Raw genomic sequence first — 20186 nt, 5'->3', positions numbered from 1 at the left:
GCATATATTTTTAGTATAGATCAGATAGATGTGCGGTATTGCTTGTTTTTTTAATGGAATGAGAGAAATTGGTCTGATTTTTGAAGAAAGAATAGTTGTGTAAAATATGGTAAATTCGCTATAATTTGCTATGGTAAATATTTTGTACCTATAGAGTTCCATCCTGGTTTGAAACGGATTATTATATAACGGTATTCACATTACACTGGACGGTTTGTCCAAACCAGGTTATTGATACTGGAGGAAGTAGTTTATGAATCAGCAGCAGTTACAGCTGGCCTCTCTGGCGTTGCCAATGGGCAGTCTCGATGCGTACATTCATTATGTCAACCAGATACCGATGCTTTCCGCTGAGGAAGAGACCGCCTGTGCCGAGCGTTTCCGCAATGAAGGCGATTTGGAAAGCGCACGGCAGCTTGTTCTTGCCCATTTACGTTACGTTGTTCGAGTAGCCAGAGGATATCTGGGTTACGGCCTGCCGTTAAATGATCTCATTCAGGAAGGGAACATTGGCCTGATGAAGGCGGTTAAACGTTTTGATCCTGCAATGGGCGTTCGTCTGGTGTCGTTTGCCGTACATTGGATTAAAGCCGAAATTCATGAGTTCGTATTGCGAAACTGGCGTATTGTGAAAGTTGCGACCACGAAAGCTCAGCGTAAACTGTTTTTTAACCTGCGCGGGATGAAAAATCGCCTGGGCTGCTGGTTCAATAATGATGAAGTTGAAGCTGTCGCCCGGGATCTTGGGGTTAGTCCGGAAGAGGTTTTGGTGATGGAACAGCGTCTGAGCGCTATGGATGCTTCCTATGACGCGGCTCTGGATGATGAGGAAGATGCATATAAAGCACCAGCTCATTATCTGCATGACGCCAGCAGCGACCCGGCCTATCAGGTTGAAAAAGAGCGCAGCGGCGAGCATGGCCGTGAAAGCCTGCATTATGCGCTTGAACGTCTTGATGAGCGCAGCCAGGATATCCTGCAGCAGCGCTGGCTTGCTGATGATAAGGCAACATTGCATGATTTGGCTGATAAGTACGGCGTGTCGGCAGAGCGGGTGCGGCAGCTGGAGAAAAGTGCTATGAAGAAATTGCGTCAGTATATGGAAGAGAGTAATACCTAGGTTTATCCAGAGCTATTTTCCCTCTCCCCAACTCCCACTGCCATTAAGTTAATGATACCGTCATTCCCGCGAAGGCGGGAATCCATTCTCAAGTTGGTTCCTTACCTTGTTTGATGGATGGATCCCCGCCTTCGCGGGGATGACAATTTTCTTAACTTAAGGGCTGTGTCCACAACCCTCTCCCGGTACGGGAGAGGGAGTTCCTCAACCTGCATTGTTTATGACGGAGTTTAACTTCCCATCTCTTCCTGCTCTTCATTCTTATACGTCTTCAAAACATAACTACCTGGCGCATTCATGATTGCTTTATAAGGTAATGTTCCCAAATCAGGTGCATTAATTAGCTTGCCGGATTCTTTCTGCAGCCACTCCAGCCATTCTGGCCACCAGGAGCCGGGTACTTCTTGAGCGTTTTTTATCCACTCCTCATCAGTTTGGGTCATGCTGGCGTTACGGTAAAAATTGTATTTTCCGTCCGCGGGCGGATTGATAATACCGGCAATATGGCCTGAACCGCCAAGCAGGAAACGCTTTTTGCCTTTAAGCTTGCTGAAACCTATATAAGTTGTTTGCCAAGGAGCAATATGATCTTTCTTGGTGGAAACAAAGAATGTCGGAGTATCAATCTGGCTTATATCAAGCGGCGTATTATTCAGCTTAATCTTGCCAGGTTTAATTAAATCATTATGCAGATACATCCAGCGCAAATATTGGGAATGCATTTTTGCCGGCATATTAGTCGCATCTGCGTTCCAGTATAAAATATCGAATGGAACCGGATTCTTACCCTGGAGGTAATTTTTAATGAAGAACGACCATACCAGGTCGTTAGCTCGTAATGAATTAAAGGTACTGGCCATAAAGCGGCCGTCCAGATAACCCTTCAGCTTCATTTTTTCTTCCAGCCGGCGGATTTGATGTTCATCGATGAAAACTGAAATATCGCCAGGATCGCTGAAATCAATCATTGCAGCCAGGAAGGTTGCGCTCTTAATCGGGTTTTGATTATGCGCTTTGTAGTAAGCAAGCATGCATGCGAGCAGGGTTCCGCCTATACAAAACCCAAGAGCATTCACCTGTTTTACCGCAAGCTGATTCTGAATAATTTCGACTGCAGCCATTGGCCCTTCATTAAGATAATCATATAGCCCTTTCCCCGCATACGAGGCATCAGGATTAACCCAGGAGATAACAAAGACCGTAATTCCCTGCTGGACCAGCCAGCCAATAAAAGAGTTATGTTTACTTAAGTCGAGGATATAATATTTGTTAATCCAGGGTGGGATAATCAACAGCGGAATTGCATGCACTTTTTCAGTGGCGGGTGTGTATTGGATTAATTCCATCATATCATTACGGAAAATGACTTTTCCGGGAGTGGTTGCAATGTTCTCGCCAATCTTGAATGCATCAGTATCGGTCATCTTAATAATTAACCGTGATGAACCAGCATCCAGATCCGTCAACAGATTTTGCAAGCCGCGCAACAGATTTTTACCATGACTTTGAATGGTTTCAGCCATCAATTGCGGGTTAGTATGTAAATAATTTGCGGGTGACAGGGCATCCATATATTGCCGGGCAAAAAATTGTACTCGCCGTGCAAGTTGTTTGTCGCCGTAATCCATTTGCTCAAGCAGGGCGTTCATGTGCTCGCTGGCTAACAGATAATGCTGGCTTAGCAGATTGAAAAATGGATTATTCAACCATTCTTCGCCACTGAAACGTCTGTCGTCAATCGGCATCGGTTTCCCTTCCAGCCAATAGCCTAATTGTTCCTGTGCAAGGCTCATCGCATCCTGCATGTAGGCAATCTGCATCTGCCAGACTTTCTCAGGATTTTTTAACATACTCAACAAAAGGGATTGATAATCCGTAGTTAAATCAATGTATTGTTCAATAAGCGCTGGAACCTGGTTGGGCTGTTTTTTAAATCCTGACAGCACTTGCAAGCTTTTTTCTGCAACGGAACGCATCAGTTCGCCGAGTTCGTTATCGTGGGTCATCCTAACCTATACCTATATTGAGTGCTTTAAATTAGATTAGCAATTAATTGTATTAAGTCAAAGATTAATAAATGAAAAATTTGCGAATGTAGTAAAAGCTCTCTTCATCACTGCCATAAAGTTAAGGAAATTTGTCATCCCCGCGAAGGCGGGGATCCATCCATCAAACAAGGTAAGGAGCCAACTTGAGAAATGGATTCCCGCCTTCGCGGGAATGACAGTATTCTCAACTTAATGGCGGTGAGCATCTTCACCATTGGCGACTTTGTGAGTTACAATTTACGTACTTTCCAAGGTTTCGCTACAAATGCATTTAAAACAATTAAAACTAGCCGGATTCAAATCCTTTGTTGACCCGACCCCAGTGCCTTTTCCAAGCCAGCTTGTAGGCGTTGTCGGGCCTAATGGTTGTGGGAAATCAAATATTATTGACGCTGTGCGTTGGGTAATGGGAGAAAGCTCGGCGAAAAACCTGCGCGGCGAGTCAATGACCGATGTGATTTTTAACGGTTCTTCCAATCGTAAAGCCGTCGGACAGGCTTCGGTTGAGTTGATTTTTGACAACAGCCTTGGACGATTAACCGGTCAATATGCCAGTTACCAGGAAATTTCAGTTAAACGGATTGTAACCCGGGATGGCGACTCATCTTACTATCTTAACGGTACACGCTGCCGTCGGCGCGATATAACGGATATTTTTCTAGGTACGGGAGCCGGAGCACGCGGTTATTCCATTATTGGCCAGGGTACGATTTCAAAAATCGTTGAAGCGCGTCCCGAGGATCTGAGAGTCTATCTCGAGGAGGCGGCTGGTATTTCCAAATACAAGGAACGTCGCCGCGAAACGCTTACCCGTATCGGCCATACCCGTGATAATCTGGCTCGGATAGCCGATATCCGTGATGAACTGGATAAGCAGTTACAACGTCTTGAACGTCAGGCCAGAGCCGCTGAGAAATATCAGATGCTTAAGCAGGAAGAGCAGCAATGCCGCGCTGAAATTCAGGCGTTAAAATGGCAGGGGCTGAATCAGGAACAGCAAACGCTTGAACAGCAAATGCAAGAATGGTCAGTTGATTATGAAAAGCATCAGTCAGCTGTCGCTGCGGGGTATTTGCAAACGACGGAACTGCGCGAGATCATCCATCAGGAAAGCGACAATTACCAGCATTTGCAGACCGGTTTTTACCAGTTGGCTGCGGAAATAGCCCGCCTTGAAGAAAATATTCAACAGCAACAACGCGAAAAACAACGGCTGCAACAGGAACAGCAACAGCTTCAGGGTGACTGGCAGCAGCTGGTTAATCAGCTTGGCCAGGATCGTGAAACCCGTGATGAGAGCGAAAAACGGCTAACCAGTTTACTGCATAATCTGGAGCAGGTTGAGCAGGCGCTTAAACAGGCGCAGTTAACCTGCGACCAGGCCCAGCAACAATATACCGCCTGGCAGGCGGATATGCGGGTTATCCAGGCAAATCTTGCCAATGCGAATAAAGAAATCCAGCTTGAACAATTAAAGCAACAGCATTTGACACAGCGTCGGCAGGAAGCAATGCTGCGGGCAGAGAAAATCCAGGATGAACTGCGTCAACTGAGTAGTGATGTCGATGATGCGGCGATTGAACAATTACGCCAATGCCTTCCCGGGCTGCAAGCAGAAGTACAACAGGAAGAAAATCGCTGCCAAACCTTGTTGACTACAGCAGAAGAGCAGCGCCGCCAGGCAGCGAATACCGAAAAATTACTCCATCAAAAACAGGATAATTACCATCAGATTAAGGCAGAGCAGGCTGCATTAAGTGCAATTCTGGCGGCTGCAAAAAATGGCCAGGACACAGAGGCAGGCAAACAGACGCAATGGCAATCCAATCAGAGGTTGCTTGATGTGATGACCGTTGATTCTGAATGGCAATCGGTTTGTGAAGCTATTATGGGCAATTCCTTGCAAGCTATTGTTGTTGATGATTTTGAACAATTACTGCCGCAGGTTGAAACGGTCAGGCATGCTTCGCTGCAATTTACTATTGCAGCCAAGGAACAGGTTCGTAAGGTTCAGTTTCCAACTCTTGCCGATAAAATCAGCGGCTTTAAACCGGCGCTTTATCCGGCACTGGATAGTATTTATACTGCAGCTACCTTGGCTGAGGCATTTAGCTGGCTTACGCAGCTTGACTGCCATGAATCGATTATTACCGCCGATGGGTATTGGCTCGCTCAGGGCTGGTTGCGCATCCTGGGGGATAAAAACGATAAATCTGCCAGTCTGCTTGTAAGACAACAGACGCTCAAACAATTAAATCTTGAGTGTGAGCAGAGCAAGGCGGAGCTTGAACAGTTGAAGGCTGGCCGGGATCATTTGCGTGAAGCGCTAGAGCAAACCGCGGGTGAGTTGAATACTGCCAAACAGTTGTTGGCGGATAAACAGCAGAAACTACGTGCCTGCGAAACGGAAATTGCTGCCAAAGAGCGTCTGCAACAACAATTACAATCCGCCAGAACCCGGTTACTTACCGAGCAGGAAGAGTTAAACGACCGTCTGGAAGAACTGGCAGAACAACAACAGGAATCGGAGCAGGCACTGAATCAGACCTCAGCTGTGCGTGAGCAATATGCCGCTCAGGAAAATAAACTGAATCAGGAAAAGAGCCATTGGGATGATTTATTGGCGAATTACAGGCAAAAAGCCGAGACAGTGCAGGCTGAATGCCATCAAATGCAATTGCAACGGGAGCGGGAGCAATTGCTAATGAAACAGACTGGCGAAAATATTGTTCGTGATGAAGCACGGCTTGAGCTGATTAGGGAACGTCTGGAAACAACGGTTGAACTGCTGCTTACGGTCGAGTCGCCGGATGATTCACTGGGCAATAGCCTAAATGAAAAATTGATGCTCCATACCGAACTGGAAGAAAAAATTGCTTTGCAGCGTGAAAAACTTGATACTTTTAACCAGCATCTGGAGCAGAAAGAAACAGGCGCGCGAGCGGAAGAAAAACTCGCCAGGATTATTCAGGAGAAATTACAGCAGGCCCAATTGCAAATGCAGGCACTGCTTGTACGGGCAGAAGGCCTATTGGAAAGCCTGGCTGAATTGGGACAGGATCGCGAGCAACTGCTGGCCATGATTCCGCCTGGAACTACAGTTGCCGATCGTGAGCGGCAATTGCTTGATATTGTTGAAAAAATAAAGCGTCTTGGGGCAATTAATCTGGCTGCAATCGAGGAATATGACAGTGAGTCGGAGCGCAAAAGGCATTTGGATGCCCAATATCATGACTTAAACGAAGCTTTATTGACGCTTGAGGCGGCAATTGAAAAAATGGATAAGGAAACAAGACAACGGTTGCAGCAGACATTTGATGAAGTCAATCAGGCTTTCCAATCGCTGTTCCCTCGTCTTTTCGGCGGCGGACGCGCGTTGCTGGAGTTGACTTCCGACAATCTGCTCGAGGCCGGAGTGGTTGTAATGGCGCAGCCGCCGGGCAAACGCAATAGTACTATTCATCTGCTCTCTGGCGGTGAAAAGGCAATGACTGCAGTGGCGCTGGTTTTTGCTATTTTCCAGCTTAACCCATCGCCGTTTTGTATGCTTGATGAGGTTGATGCGCCATTAGATGACGTAAACGTTGGTCGTTTTTGTGCCATGGTTAAAGAAATGTCGCAACACGTCCAGTTCCTTTTTATTACACATAATAAAGTAACCATGGAGCTTGCAGAGCACTTGATAGGAGTGACGATGCGAGAGCCAGGGGTATCGCGTGTAGTTGCCGTTGATGTTGAACAGGCATTGGCGATGACGGAAGCTTAATCTTGTGTTAGTGTTAACAAATTAAAGTAAACAGGGGTTATAACCATGCAGGCAAACTGGAGTTTAATACTCAATGTGCTGTTGCTTATCGGCGTTATTGCGGCAATAGGCCGCTTAATGAAAGCAAGACGGCAAAGCCTTAATCTACCGGTAACAGCACAGCCTTCTCTCGGTGCTGATAAACAGTTTGACGACATTATTGCAGTGCGAAAAATAAGCCAGGACGATACGTTGGATAATGACGATGATTTTCCGGTTATTGAAACGGCTGCCGAAAAAAGGCCGCGCGTTTTTATTGATGAAGAGAAAGAGGAAGCATCTACTTCACGCCAGGAAGCTAAAACCGAAGGCGGCAAGTCAATCATGATTTTTCTGCTAGCCAAGGAAAACCGTCAATTGGCAGGCTACGAGCTTTTGCAGACGGTATTGGCTGCCGGATTGCGTTTTGGCGAAGGTAATTTATTTCATCGCCATCAGCATGCGAATGGCCAAGGGCCTGTGGTCTGCAGTCTGGCTGCGGCGACCGCGTCAGGCGTTTTTGATTTACAGAATATCGGCGCGTTCAGTGTACGGGGATTGTGTCTGTTTATGCAGTCTTCGGGAAATCCGGTTATTGATGCTGAGCGTTTTTCGATTATGCTGGAAACGGCACGGCATTTAAGCGATGGCCTTGATGCGCAGCTATTGGATGATCGGCAACGCCCGTTGACCAATAGTGCGTTAAAAAATTACTACCGAATATTGAATATTCAGGAAGAGACTGGTGCTGAGGAAATTTTGGCTTAATCAAATTTAATGTGTGGGTCAAACAGATCCAATCTGCGCGGGGAGAAGCAATGAATCTGAATACGATAGCCGGGCTTTTAGGCGGAAAGGTAACAACGTCAGCTGAAATTACGGCAGTTTGTACCGATAGCCGTAAAATTGTGCCGGGCTGTTTATTTATAGCTATCCGCGGAGAGCGGTTTGATGGCCATGATTTTATTGCTTCCGCGGCGTCAGGCGGCGCTATTGCGGTCGTTTGCGAGCGTGTGGACAGTTCGGTAACGATTCCGCAATTTATTGTTGCCGACTCCCTCAAAGCATTGGCAAAGATTGCGGCACACCACCGGGCGACGATTGATTGTCCAGTTATTGCATTAACCGGTAGTAACGGGAAAACAACAGTTAAAGAAATGATAGCCCGGATTTTGCCGAAACCATCCCATGCGACCAAAGGTAATTTAAACAACCATATTGGCGCCCCCCTGAGTGTGTTGCAATTAGAGCCAAATCATCGCTATGCCGTGTTTGAGCTGGGCGCTAATCATATTGGCGAAATTGCCTATACGGTTGCGATTGTTAAACCGACAGTGACTCTGATTAATAATATTGCTCCGGCGCATATCGAAGGCTTCGGCTCGATTGACGGCGTTGCCCGTGCGAAGGGTGAAATCCATCAGGGGCTGGCACAGCATGGTACCGCTGTTATTAACGACGATGATGAATATGCCCATTTTTGGGATAATCTGCTTGCCGATAAAAAAGTCATTCGCTTTTCACTTGAAAAACCACGGGATCTATACAGCCAAAATATTGCATTTGATCAGAATGGCTGTGCTTCATTCACTATGGTAACGCCAGCGGGTGACATCAATATCAAGCTACAGGTTCCAGGCGAGCATACAATTCGAAATGCGCTTGCCGCGGCCTCTTGCTGCTATGCAGCGGGCATCAGTCTGGCTGATATTACGGAAGGATTAAATCAGTTTACTGGCGTTTCAGGACGGCTGACTTATTTGCAAGGTAAAAATCAGGCCGTGATCATTGACGATACGTATAATGCTAATCTGCGTTCAGTATTAACCGCTGTATCAGTACTGGCCAAGCGCACGGGACGCCGCATCCTGGTTCTGGGGGATATGGGAGAGCTTGGCGACTGGACCGCCCAGCATCATGAAGAGATCGGACGGGTTGCGCAAGCACAGGGAATTGATTTATTGTTAACTTGTGGGCGTCATAGTGAATACTCCAGTAAAGCATTTGGCGAGCGTGCCAGGCATTATTCAACTCAAGCTGAATTGGTGCGTGATTTATTACCCGAAATGGGCGAGGATACTACTGTATTGGTAAAAGGTTCCCGCTCGGCGGCGATGGAAAAAATTGTGCATGAACTGGTAGGTTAAAATACGGAACATATGATATTCTTGCCCGTTTTTAACCTTTATCCCAATGGCTGAAACAAACGTTTTCGCCAGCAATTCTTAAGAGGAATAAATAACATGCTTTACTGGTTAACGCAGCTTATGCAGGGACAGTATCATGCATTCAGAGTTTTTCAATATTTGACTTTCCGCTCAATTCTGGCGGCTCTGACTGCTTTGCTGGTCGGGTTGTTCTGTGGTCCATTGATGATTCGCTGGCTCAGAAGCCTTCAAATGGGGCAAGTGGTGCGCGATGATGGACCGCAAAGTCATTTATCAAAAGCCGGTACGCCTACCATGGGCGGTGTGTTAATCCTGCTGGCTATTACTTCGAGTAGCCTGTTGTGGGGTGATCTGCGTCAACCGGCATTATGGCTGGTTCTTTTTGTTACCGTGGGTTATGGTCTGATCGGCTGGGTGGATGATTACCGCAAGGTTGTGCGTAAAAACAGTAAGGGCCTGCCGGCGCGATGGAAATACATCTGGCAGTCCGTGATTGCAGTTATCGCAATTGTTGCCATTTATTTCAGTGACAGTATTCCCTTGCATACCGAATTGACTATTCCCTTTTTCAAAAATCTGTTTGTTGATCTTGGGCCTTTGTTCCCTATTCTGGCTTATTTTGTGATCGTAGGCAGCAGTAACGCGGTTAACCTGACCGATGGCCTTGATGGGCTGGCAATTGTTCCAATTGTCATGGTTGCCGGTGCGTTAGGTGTGTTCGCCTATGCTAGCAGTAACGCGGTTTATGCGCATTATCTCTCTATTCCATTTGTACCCAATACCGGTGAATTGACCATTTTCTGTTCTGCGGTTGTCGGAGCGGGCCTTGGTTTTCTGTGGTATAACACCTATCCTGCCCAGGTTTTTATGGGCGATGTGGGTTCGCTTTCGCTGGGCGCTGCTCTTGGAACGGTGGCGATAATCGTGCGTCAGGAATTGGTGCTGCTAATTATGGGCGGTTTGTTTGTCATCGAAACGGTATCAGTGATTTTGCAGGTAGGGTATTTCAAATATACTGGCGGTAAGCGTTTGTTCCGGATGGCGCCTTTGCATCATCATTTTGAGTTGAAAGGATGGTCAGAACCGAAAGTAATCGTTCGTTTCTGGATTATGACCGTTGTTTTTGTCTTGTGTGGTTTGGCAACTTTAAAATTACGTTAGGCGGGCACTTATGAATCAGGCTCTTTATCTCGTAGCAGGACTAGGGAAAACCGGCAATTCAATAGCCGGTTATTTGCATCGGAAGAATCTGCCTTTCGTGGTATTTGATACCCGAAACAAGGTGGAAGGGCTGGATGAATTCAAGAGCCGATTTCCTGGCGTAGATGTTTTTTTAGGGGAATTTCCACCCGAACTTTACGATCAGGTTATCGAAATTATTACCAGTCCCGGTATCAGTCTGGACGAGCCATTTATTCAGCAGGCAAAACAACGCAATATTCCCGTTGTTGGCGATATCGAATGCCTTGCCCGTGAAATCAAAGCGCCCGTAGTTGCGATAACGGGTACCAATGGCAAATCAACCGTCACGACGCTGGTTGGCGAAATGGCAAAAGCTGCGGGGCTCAAGGTTGCTGTGGCGGGCAATATCGGATTGCCTGTACTTGAGCTGCTGGATAGCGCTGATGAGCATGATTTATGGGTACTGGAATTATCAAGTTTCCAGCTTGATTTACTGTACTCGCTCAAACCTGAAGCCTCGGCTATCCTTAATGTTTCCCCTGATCATCTGGATCGTCATCATACTATGGCTGCTTACACAGAGGCCAAGCAACGTATTTACCGGCAAGCTAAAACGATAGTGCATAACTATGATGATAGCCAGACCTATCCAGCCGATAATGTGAAATCTGCGGACAGCGTGCTTGTTGGCTATGGTCTTAATCAGCCTAAGCAGCAAAATGATTGGGGTATTATCCAACAGGATGGGCGGGATTATCTGGCTTATGGCCAACAATTGATTCTCGCTGTTGATCAAATGCTGATTAAAGGCCGGCATAACTGGCAGAATGCTCTGGCAGCCAGTGCCCTGGCAACTGCAATCGGAATTAAAATTGAAGCAGTTACAGAGATCCTGAAAAGCTTTGCCGGTTTGCCTCATCGCTGCCAATGGGTAAGGACACTGGATGGAGTGGATTGGATCAACGACTCTAAAGGTACAAATATTGGAGCGACTATATCGGCGATTGCGGGTATTGGCGGTTCTATCACCGGAAAAATTGTATTAATCGCCGGCGGTTTGGGTAAAGGCGCCGATTTTCGGGAATTGCGTTCCGTAGTTTCCGAGCATGTCCGTGCTGTTGCCCTAATCGGGAAGGACGCAGAAAAAATTGAAGCAGCGTTATCCGGTTTGACGGACATAGCCCGGGCCGAGACGTTGGAGCAGGCGATGAATAAGGCTCGCCAATACGCGCAGCCAGGTGATGTCGTATTACTATCGCCAGCCTGCGCCAGCCTGGATATGTTCCGTGATTTTAATCAGCGCGGCGAAGAGTTTACCCGTCTGGCAGAGCAGCTATAATCATGCAGCCACGTCACTATAATCAACGCGGCAAACCCTCCAGCCGGCCATTAGCGCTGTATGACAAGTGGCTGATTGCGGCTGTACTGGGACTTGTTATCATTGGTTTAATGATGGTTGCGTCCAGTTCAGTGATGATCTCAACTAAAGATTATCACAATCCGTTTCATTTTCTGATCCGGCAATGTTGTTTTCTGGCTGTTGGTTTTTTTGTGTCGATTCTGGCTATGCGGATAGACAGCAGCACCTGGGAAAAATTCAGCGTGCCGCTGGTATTTATCTGCCTGCTGATGCTGATGGTTGTGCTGATTCCTGGTATTGGCCGGGTGGTCAATGGCAGCCGGCGCTGGCTCGCATTGGGGCCGATAGGGATACAGGTGTCGGAAATCGCCAAGCTGGCGATGATTTTTTACATGGCTGGTTATTTGGTGCGTCAGCAGAAAGCAATCAGCGAATCAATTTATGGTTTTATCAGGCCCATGATCGTATTAGGGCTTTTTGCTGTTTTATTGCTTATGGAACCTGATTTTGGCGCAACAGTTGTAATTTCAGGTACAGTCATGGCATTGTTATTTCTAGGCGGCGTAAAAATCCGCTACTATATTGGCTTGCTGATTGTTGTAGCCTGCAGTTTGGCATTGCTGGCTGTGTCGTCGCCTTACCGAATGGCCCGACTTACCGCTTTTCTTGATCCCTGGGCGGATCAGTTTAACAGTGGTTATCAGTTAACCCAGTCTTTGATTGCTTTTGGCCGTGGCGGCTGGATGGGGGTCGGGTTGGGCGACAGTGTTCAGAAGCTGTCTTATTTGCCGGAAGCTCATACTGATTTTCTTTTTGCTGTGGTGGCTGAGGAATTGGGCTTACTGGGCGTTCTGCTCGTGCTGTCTTTGTATAGTATACTGGTATTTAGAGGGCTTATGATTGGCTATACCGCTTTTTACCAGGAACGGTTGTTTGCTGCCTACACAGCTTATGGATTGACATTCTGGCTGGGTTTGCAGGCGGCGATTAATATGGGCGTTAACTCCGGTTTATTGCCGACCAAGGGGCTAACGTTACCGATGTTGAGTTACGGTGGTGCAAGTATCATTATTAATTGTTTGGTTATTGCGTTATTATTGCGCATTGATCATGAAAATCGCTGGCAAGCGCTAGGACTGCGCTCGCCATCTGCATAGAGAAGGGGAACTTTGTGGACAACTTGAAAAACTTTCTTTCACCAAGGATGGGACGGGTAGAGCAAATTCATTTTATTGGTATCGGCGGTGCCGGTATGTGTGGGATAGCCGAAGTATTGCATAACGAAGGCTACCGGGTAACCGGATCTGATCTGAGTGAAAATCGGGTTGTTCAAAGATTGCAATCGCTTGGTATTAAAGTATTTATCGGCCATGATGTCGATAACATCATCGGTGCTGATGTGGTTGTGCGTTCAACTGCGGTAGGCAATGATAATCCTGAAGTGGTTGCCGCTCGTGCACAATTGATTCCAGTTATTCCAAGAGCAGCAATGCTGGCAGAGCTGATGCGTTTTCGTCATGGTATTGCTATCGCCGGCACGCACGGTAAAACAACGACAACCAGCCTGGTTAGCAGCCTGCTGGCAGAGGGTGGGCTTGATCCCAGTTTTGTGATTGGCGGAAAATTAAATAGTTGCGGCGCTAATGCCCAGTTGGGTAAATCCGCCTATTTTGTCGCTGAAGCGGATGAAAGCGATGCATCATTCCTGTATTTAAAACCCATGATGGCGGTTGTTACCAATATCGATGCCGATCACATGGGTACGTATGATGATGATTTTGACAAGCTGCGTAATACTTTCATTGAGTTTTTGCATCACCTGCCTTTTTATGGGCTGGCGGTAGTTTGTCTCGAAGATGAAGAAGTGCGCCGGATTATCCCTTCAATCGAACGTCCTACGCTAACCTATGGTTTTCATGAAGATGCCCATTACCGTGCGGTTAACTGGACTCAAAAAGGACTGGTAAGCGAATTTACCATAGAGCGGCCAAAACCGCATAACCCGCTTACGGTTAAATTCCAGTGTCCGGGCAAGCACAATGTATTAAATGCGCTGGCTTCTATTGCAATCGCTACTGAGCTGGCGGTTGATGATCAATCCATTATTAACGGGTTACTGAATTTTCAGGGTGTAGGACGTCGTTTTCAGCTCCTGGGCGAGCGCCGTTTTGAGCATGGTTCGGCAACCGTAGTTGATGACTATGGACATCATCCCCAGGAAATTATTTCTACAATTGATGCTTTCCGCAAGGTATGGCCTGATAAAAAGCTAATCCATGTATTTCAGCCGCACCGTTATACCAGAACCCAATCGCTGTTTCCCCAGTTTGTCGAAGCGTTAAGCCAGGCTGATGAATTGCTATTGATGGATATTTATTCGGCTGGTGAAACGGCAATACCCAATGTTTCAAGCCAGAGTCTGCTGCAGGAAATTAAAGTCCGGTTACCGAACGCACGCTTAGTCAATGAGCAAAGCCTTGAGCAGACGCTGGATGAACTGGTTGCAGAAGGGAATGTTATTTTAATGCAGGGTGCTGGCAGTGTTGGCCAACTGGCGCTTAATTTAATGAACACAGTGCGAGAAACAGCGTGAATGATACGGATGCTGATGTACTAATTGACAAACCGGTATGGCAGGGACAATTGCTGCATAATGAACCTTTGGCTGATTACACCACCTGGCGCGTCGGCGGCTTGGCAGCGCGCTTGTATAAGCCTGTCAGTATTGATGATCTGGCGAATTTTTTAACGCAATTGCCAGCTGAGGAGCCGGTGTTGTGGTTAGGGCTTGGCAGTAATTCCCTGATCCGGGACAGCGGCTTTTCCGGGACAGTAATTCTGACTCAGGGTTGCCTGAAAGATCTGCAGTTGCTGGATGAAAACCACATTCGGGTTGAAGCGGGCGTTTCTTGTGCCAGTATGGCGCGGTTCTCTGCCCGTAATAATCTGGCAGGCGGCGAATTCTGGGCAGGTATTCCCGGCACTATGGGCGGCGCGTTGAGAATGAATGCCGGTTGCTTTAATAGTGAAACCTGGCGTTGGGTGGTTGAAGTGGAAACGATAAACCGCCGCGGCGAACGCCGCATTCGCAAGGCCGATCAGTTCGATATCAGTTACAGGCATGTATCCGGATTGAGCCCGGATGAATGGTTTGTCGCAGCGGTTTGCCGTCTGGAAACCGGCGAGAAGGAAAAATCACTGCAATTGATTAAAGAATTACTTGCACATCGGGCTGACACGCAGCCAACAAGCGAATATAATTGCGGCTCTGTATTTCGTAACCCTCCTGGAAATTATGCGGCCCGCCTGATTGAGTCCTGTGGTTTAAAGGGCAGGCAGATTGGAGGAGCGGTTGTTTCTACCAAACATGCGAATTTTATAATTAATCAGCATGGTACGGCTTCAGCAAATGATATTGAGTCACTTATTAACCTGGTCCACGATACTGTGCATCAGGAAACAGCAATAGACCTTGTCAGAGAAGTGCATATCATTGGAGATTTATAATGACAAAACCGGTTAACCTGGTGCTTTTATACGGCGGCAAGTCCGGCGAGCATGAAGTTTCATTGCTCTCAGCCGCTTCGGTTCTGGCCCAGCTGAATGCCAGTAAATACAACATCATTCCAATTGCAATGGACAAGGAAGGCGCTTTTTATCTGAATGATTATGACGAGCTCATGACCTGCAAAGACAGTTTGCCAGTAACGACTGCCAAATCACAGCGTCTGCCCAGCCTGTTGCATAATGGCCGATTGGCAATTAATGCCGAGGTTATTTTTCCCGTTGTTCATGGCCCTTTGTATGAAGATGGTTGTATCCAGGGATTATTCAAACTGGCGGACACGGCATTTGTCGGCTGCGATGTGTTATCGTCTGCGATCGGTATGGATAAGGACATGGCTCGCCGGCTTGCCTGTGATGACCAGATACAGTGCGCACGCTATCAGTCGTTATCCTGGCATACTTCGCCGGCAGAGCGGCAGAAATTCTGCCAGCAAATCGCTGCTGAATTTGGTTTCCCGGTATTTGTCAAACCTTGCTCGCTTGGTTCAAGCGTGGGTATCCATAAAGCCGGTAATACGGCTGAATTGAGCGCTGCGATTGATGATGCATTGCGTTATGACGAAACTATTCTGGTTGAAGAGTTCCTTCAAGGACGTGAAATTGAATTAGCAGTCCTTGAAAATGATAACCCGTCTGCGGCTCCTCATGTCAGTATTGCTGGTGAAATCAAAGTTAATCATGCCGATGGCTTTTATTCCTATGCGGCCAAATATTTACAGAGCGATCAGACTGAGTTGCATATCCCGGCCCGGCTGGACGATAAGCTGGTTACAAAGTTGCAGCAGATGGCAGGGGAAATTTTTACCCGCCTGAAATGCAAAGGTATGGCACGAGTTGATTTTTTTGTTAATGAGCAGACCGGCAAGATATATTTTAACGAAATCAATACCCTGCCCGGATTTACTACTATAAGTATGTATCCCAAATTATGGCAGGCAAGTGGAATTGGTTACAGCGAACTGCTTGATAAGTTAATTAATCTTGCACAGATGCATTACCGTTGCCGGCAACAACTGGTTACCAGTTATTAACGGCTAACAGGAGCGATGGCGGCGGATGGAAGCGGATAAAGAGCAATTGCGGTATGCAGGTCTTTTAACCTTGCTTGTGATGTGCGCTTTGTTTTTAGCCGCCCGCTTAATATATTTATATGTGGCAGACCCCCTGCGTTTTCCAATTAATACTGTTAAAATCTCTGCTGTATATTCGCATATTTCGCATAAAGAGCTGGAAAAAGTACTTGAGAATTATCTGACCGCCAGTTTTTTTACCCTGCCGGTCGGAAATTTACACAAGGATTTAATGGCGCTGCCTTGGGCTGGCCAGGCTGAAATTGAGCGCATATGGCCTGATACGCTGAAAATAACATTAGCTGAAAAAATACCGGTGGCAATATGGAATAATGCCTTGCTGACCGAGAAGGCGGAAGTCTTTAATGAAGGCAGTGTTTTAGGCGATGAATCATTGCCAAAATTAAGCGGACCTGTAAATCAGCATCAGGAAGTCTTACAAGTTTATAAAAAAATGAGTAAGATATTATCAATCTATGGTCTGCACGCAGCTGCGCTTGCATGGCGTGACAATGGGGCATGGGAACTCGATTTATCCAATGGCATCAAGCTGCGCCTGGGTAAACGTGATTTGGAAACAAGAATAACGCGGTTCTGCAAGGCGTATCCTGCCGTATTTGCAGATAAACCCGAACAATTGGCAAGTGTTGATTTAAGGTACCCGCGCGGTATGGCGGTACAATGGAAAAAATAAACGGGAAGATAATGGCTAAAAAATCAGAAAAAAACATCATCACCGGTTTGGATATTGGTACATCAAAAGTAGTTGCATTGGTTGGAGAAGTAACAGCCGATGGCACTATAGAAATTATCGGAATCGGACGCCATCCCTCCCGTGGACTGAAACGCGGCGTTGTAGTGGATATAGAAGCCACGGTTAATTCTATTCAGCGTGCTGTGCAGGAAGCAGAGCTTATGGCTGGATGTGATGTACGCACAGTTTACGCAGGGATTGCTGGAAGCCACATTCGTAGCCTGAATTCGCACGGTATTGTTGCAATTCGTGATCAGGAAGTTTCACAGGCCGATGTTGAGCGGGTAATCGATGCCGCAAAAGCGGTTGCAATTCCCGCTGATCAAAAAATTCTGCACATTCTGCCCCAGGAATTTATTATCGATAATCAGGGCAGCATACGTGAACCTGTAGGCATGGCGGGTGTTCGTCTTGAAGCCCGGGTCCATCTCGTCACCGGTGCGGTCAGCGCGGCGCAGAACATTGCAAAATGCGTACGGCGCTGCGGTCTGGAAGTGGCTGATATTATTCTTGAGCAATTAGCGTCAAGCCACGCAGTACTTACTGAAGATGAGAAAGAACTGGGCGTATGCGTGATCGATATCGGCGGCGGCACTACCGATATCGCTGTGTTCTCGGAAGGAGCAATTCAGCATACAGCGGTTATTCCCATTGCCGGCGACCAGGTTACTAACGACATCGCCATGGCGTTGCGAACTCCGACCAAATCAGCGGAGGCAATCAAAATAAAGCATGCCTGCGCCATGCCTGAGCTTGCCAGCGCTAATGAAATGATTGAAGTGATGGGTGTCAGTGAACGTCCTGGCCGTAAAATTTCTGCCAAGGTGTTGGCAGACGTAGTTTCAGCCCGTTATGAAGAGCTGTTCTGCCTTGTCCGTAATGAGCTGCGCCGCAGCGGTTTTGAACATCGTATAGCTGCTGGTATGGTTATGACTGGCGGCGGCTCAAATGTTCTTGGCGCTATTGATTTGGCAGAAATGTGTTTTGAAATGCCAGTACGGCATGGTAATGCGAGCCATATTCCCGGACTGGTCGAAGCGACCGCGAATCCGGCGATGGCTACCGGTGTTGGTCTGTTGCTCCATGGCTATCAACAACACTATGAAGGCGGCTATAATGTCCCTGTGATGAGCGATAATGGTCGAAGCGTATGGGCGAGAATGCGCGAATGGTTCCAGGGAAATTTTTAAAAATAATATAATTGTGAGTTTGAGGGGAGAGGCAGGCATGTTTGAATTAACGCAAAGCCAGGATATAACAAATGCAGTCATTAAAGTCGTCGGTGTTGGCGGCGGCGGCGGTAATGCTGTTCATGAAATGCAGCAGGTTAAAATTGATGGTGTGGAATATATCTGCGCCAATACTGACGCACAGGCGCTGAAAAATTCCAACGCCAAAGTCAATATGCAATTGGGCGAAGAGCTCACCAAAGGTCTTGGTGCAGGCGCAAACCCAAGAATCGGCCGGGAAGCAGCTGAAGAAGATCGTGAGCGGATCAGGGAAGTCCTGGAAGGCGCCGATATGGTATTTATTACTGCCGGTATGGGTGGCGGTACTGGTACTGGTGCAGCGCCTGTTTTTGCTGAAGTTGCAAAAGAACTGAACATTCTGACGGTCGCTATTGTCACCAAACCTTTTTCATTCGAAGGCAAGCAAAGAGCGCTTGCAGCGGAGGAAGGGATACGCCGTCTGGCTGAAAATGTGGATTCGCTGATTACTATTCCCAACAATAAACTGCTCAGCGTACTGGGTAAAAATGTCAGCCTGCTTAACGCGTTTAAAGCCGCAAACAATGTCTTGCTTGGCGCTGTAAAAGGGATTGCTGACTTGATTACCCGCCCTGGTTTGATTAACGTTGACTTTGCTGACGTGCGTACAGTGATGTCTGAAATGGGTATGGCTATGATGGGTACGGGTTCAGCGAATGGTGAACAGCGTGCCCGTCAGGCAGCAGAAGCCGCTATTGCTTCGCCGTTGCTAGAAGACGTTAACCTGTCAGGGGCTAAAGGTATTCTGGTCAATATTACTGCCGGCCTTGATATGTCGATTGGCGAATTTGAAGAAGTGGGCGATGTTATCAAGGAGTTTATCTCTGATGATGCGACTGTGGTTGTTGGTACGGTGATAGATCCTGAGCTGACTGATGAAATGCGCGTAACTGTTATTGTTACCGGTTTGGGTGATAATCGTAACAGCCGCCAGACTCAACAGACTTCAGTGTCCAGAAACCGTATTCAGGAAACGACCCGCAGCGATGGTTCACTGGATTACAATCAGTTAGAAAGACCAGCAGTAATGCGTAAACAGGCTGCCTTGTCTGCGGCTGCGGCAAAAAACAGTACGGATTCAATGCCGGATGTTGATTATCTGGATATTCCTGCGTTTCTGCGCCGTCAGGAAGAACAGGTAGACTAGTTTTCCCTCTCCCCAACCCTCTCCCGATACGGGAGAGGGAGTTTTTTAAGAGATGGGGTTTTGTTTCCCTCTCCCCAACCCTCTCCCGATACGGGAGAGGGAGTTTTTTAAGAGATGGGTTTTGTTCCCTCTCCCCAACCCTCTCCCGATACGGGAGAGGGAGTTTTTTAAGAGATGGGGTTTTGTTCCCCTCTCCCCAACCCTCTCCCGGTACGGGAGAGGGAGTTTTTTAAGAGATGGGGTTTTGTTCCCTCTCCCCAACCCTCTCCCGATACGGGAGAGGGAGTTTTTTAAGAGATGGGGTTTTGTTCCCCTCTCCCCAACCCTCTCTCGATATGGGAGAGGGAGTTTTTTAAGAGATGGGGTTTTGTTCCCCTCTCCCCAACCCTCTCCCGGTACGGGAGAGGGAGTTTTTTAAGAGATGGGGTTTTGTTCCCTCTCCCCAACCCTCTCCCGTATCGGGAGAGGGAGTTTTTAAGAGATGGGGTTTTGTTTCCCTCTCCCCAACCCTCTCTCGATATGGGAGAGGGAGTTTTGAAGAGGTGGTGGTGTTCCCCCTCTCCCGTATCGGGAGAGGGGTAGGGGAGAGGGAAAAATAGTTTTGCAAGGCAAGAAATCTCCCCTTTCCCGATATGAAAAGGGAACTTTATAAGTGTGATTAATATAAAATAAGTATTAGACTATTCAATAATTTATTGCTACTATATCGCGGTTTATT

General features: G+C 47.3%; 14 protein-coding genes. 13 read left to right on the top strand and 1 reads right to left on the bottom strand.

The genetic code is table 11. The annotated features are described in order from the left end of the window. The first annotated feature begins 253 nt into the window (after positions 1–253). Complete coding sequence (rpoH, locus tag ACFORL_RS07850) at positions 254–1120, top strand: RNA polymerase sigma factor RpoH (protein WP_382342777.1); 867 nt, start codon at positions 254–256, stop codon at positions 1118–1120. A gap of 230 nt (positions 1121–1350) precedes the next feature. Here the strand turns inward: rpoH and ACFORL_RS07845 are convergent, their stop codons facing one another. Continuing rightward, on the bottom strand, positions 1351–3126 hold the full coding sequence (locus ACFORL_RS07845; protein ID WP_382342775.1) for a PHA/PHB synthase family protein: 1776 nt from the start codon (positions 3124–3126) through the stop codon (positions 1351–1353). A 307-nt stretch (positions 3127–3433) separates the two neighbouring features. On the opposite strand from ACFORL_RS07845, the gene smc reads away from it, so the two are divergent. The 12 genes from smc (at position 3434) to ftsZ (ending at position 19468) form a co-directional block, all read left to right on the top strand. Next, entirely contained in the window at positions 3434–6934 is a 3501-nt protein-coding gene (smc, locus tag ACFORL_RS07840; protein WP_382342773.1) for a chromosome segregation protein SMC, read from the top strand. Positions 6935–6979: 45 nt separating this feature from the next. Beyond that, positions 6980–7720, top strand: a complete 741-nt coding sequence (locus ACFORL_RS07835; RefSeq protein WP_382342771.1) for a cell division protein ZipA C-terminal FtsZ-binding domain-containing protein — start codon at positions 6980–6982, stop codon at positions 7718–7720. Between the two features lie 50 nt (positions 7721–7770). Beyond that, entirely contained in the window at positions 7771–9099 is a 1329-nt protein-coding gene (locus ACFORL_RS07830) for a UDP-N-acetylmuramoyl-tripeptide--D-alanyl-D-alanine ligase (protein ID WP_382342769.1), read from the top strand. Positions 9100–9195: 96 nt separating this feature from the next. Beyond that, on the top strand, positions 9196–10281 hold the full coding sequence (mraY, locus tag ACFORL_RS07825) for a phospho-N-acetylmuramoyl-pentapeptide-transferase (RefSeq protein WP_382342767.1): 1086 nt from the start codon (positions 9196–9198) through the stop codon (positions 10279–10281). 10 nt (positions 10282–10291) lie between these two features. Beyond that, on the top strand, positions 10292–11641 hold the full coding sequence (gene murD, locus ACFORL_RS07820; protein ID WP_382342765.1) for a UDP-N-acetylmuramoyl-L-alanine--D-glutamate ligase: 1350 nt from the start codon (positions 10292–10294) through the stop codon (positions 11639–11641). Positions 11642–11643: 2 nt separating this feature from the next. After that, the gene (gene ftsW, locus ACFORL_RS07815; protein WP_382342763.1) at positions 11644–12819 is read left to right on the top strand and encodes a putative lipid II flippase FtsW; all 1176 of its coding nucleotides are present in this window, start codon (positions 11644–11646) and stop codon (positions 12817–12819) included. Between the two features lie 47 nt (positions 12820–12866). Continuing rightward, positions 12867–14255, top strand: coding sequence for a UDP-N-acetylmuramate--L-alanine ligase (gene murC, locus ACFORL_RS07810; RefSeq protein WP_382342802.1), 1389 nt, complete (start codon positions 12867–12869; stop codon positions 14253–14255). Further along, a complete protein-coding gene (gene murB, locus ACFORL_RS07805) occupies positions 14252–15169 on the top strand; it encodes a UDP-N-acetylmuramate dehydrogenase (RefSeq protein WP_382342761.1) in 918 nt (305 codons plus the stop codon). Before murC ends, murB begins: the two co-directional genes overlap by 4 nt. Continuing rightward, positions 15169–16260, top strand: coding sequence for a D-alanine--D-alanine ligase family protein (locus ACFORL_RS07800; RefSeq protein WP_382342759.1), 1092 nt, complete (start codon positions 15169–15171; stop codon positions 16258–16260). Before murB ends, ACFORL_RS07800 begins: the two co-directional genes overlap by 1 nt. 25 nt (positions 16261–16285) lie before the next feature. Continuing rightward, positions 16286–16993, top strand: a complete 708-nt coding sequence (locus ACFORL_RS07795; RefSeq protein WP_382342757.1) for a cell division protein FtsQ/DivIB — start codon at positions 16286–16288, stop codon at positions 16991–16993. A gap of 11 nt (positions 16994–17004) precedes the next feature. Further along, positions 17005–18243 carry a cell division protein FtsA gene (gene ftsA, locus ACFORL_RS07790; protein ID WP_382342755.1) on the top strand — a complete coding sequence of 413 codons (1239 nt, stop codon included), beginning with the start codon at positions 17005–17007 and terminating at the stop codon, positions 18241–18243. Positions 18244–18280: 37 nt separating this feature from the next. After that, positions 18281–19468, top strand: a complete 1188-nt coding sequence (gene ftsZ / locus ACFORL_RS07785; protein WP_382342753.1) for a cell division protein FtsZ — start codon at positions 18281–18283, stop codon at positions 19466–19468. The last annotated feature ends 718 nt before the right edge of the window (positions 19469–20186 follow it).

Source organism: Legionella dresdenensis, assembly GCF_042649825.1.
Classification (GTDB): domain Bacteria; phylum Pseudomonadota; class Gammaproteobacteria; order Legionellales; family Legionellaceae; genus Legionella_C; species Legionella_C dresdenensis.
The sequence above is the reverse complement of the archived record's forward strand: the minus strand, read 5'-3'. Positions and strand labels throughout refer to the sequence as shown.

Excerpts from the sequence above, each read along its gene's own strand:
- rpoH (WP_382342777.1), top strand. The coding sequence starts at position 254 with ATGAATCAGCAGCAGTTACAGCTGGCCTCTCTGGCGTTGCCAATGGGC.
- ACFORL_RS07845 (WP_382342775.1), bottom strand. The coding sequence starts at position 3,126 with ATGACCCACGATAACGAACTCGGCGAACTGATGCGTTCCGTTGCAGAA.
- smc (WP_382342773.1), top strand. The coding sequence starts at position 3,434 with ATGCATTTAAAACAATTAAAACTAGCCGGATTCAAATCCTTTGTTGAC.
- ACFORL_RS07835 (WP_382342771.1), top strand. The coding sequence starts at position 6,980 with ATGCAGGCAAACTGGAGTTTAATACTCAATGTGCTGTTGCTTATCGGC.
- ACFORL_RS07830 (WP_382342769.1), top strand. The coding sequence starts at position 7,771 with ATGAATCTGAATACGATAGCCGGGCTTTTAGGCGGAAAGGTAACAACG.
- mraY (WP_382342767.1), top strand. The coding sequence starts at position 9,196 with ATGCTTTACTGGTTAACGCAGCTTATGCAGGGACAGTATCATGCATTC.
- murD (WP_382342765.1), top strand. The coding sequence starts at position 10,292 with ATGAATCAGGCTCTTTATCTCGTAGCAGGACTAGGGAAAACCGGCAAT.
- ftsW (WP_382342763.1), top strand. The coding sequence starts at position 11,644 with ATGCAGCCACGTCACTATAATCAACGCGGCAAACCCTCCAGCCGGCCA.
- murC (WP_382342802.1), top strand. The coding sequence starts at position 12,867 with ATGGGACGGGTAGAGCAAATTCATTTTATTGGTATCGGCGGTGCCGGT.
- ACFORL_RS07800 (WP_382342759.1), top strand. The coding sequence starts at position 15,169 with ATGACAAAACCGGTTAACCTGGTGCTTTTATACGGCGGCAAGTCCGGC.
- ACFORL_RS07795 (WP_382342757.1), top strand. The coding sequence starts at position 16,286 with ATGGAAGCGGATAAAGAGCAATTGCGGTATGCAGGTCTTTTAACCTTG.
- ftsA (WP_382342755.1), top strand. The coding sequence starts at position 17,005 with ATGGCTAAAAAATCAGAAAAAAACATCATCACCGGTTTGGATATTGGT.
- ftsZ (WP_382342753.1), top strand. The coding sequence starts at position 18,281 with ATGTTTGAATTAACGCAAAGCCAGGATATAACAAATGCAGTCATTAAA.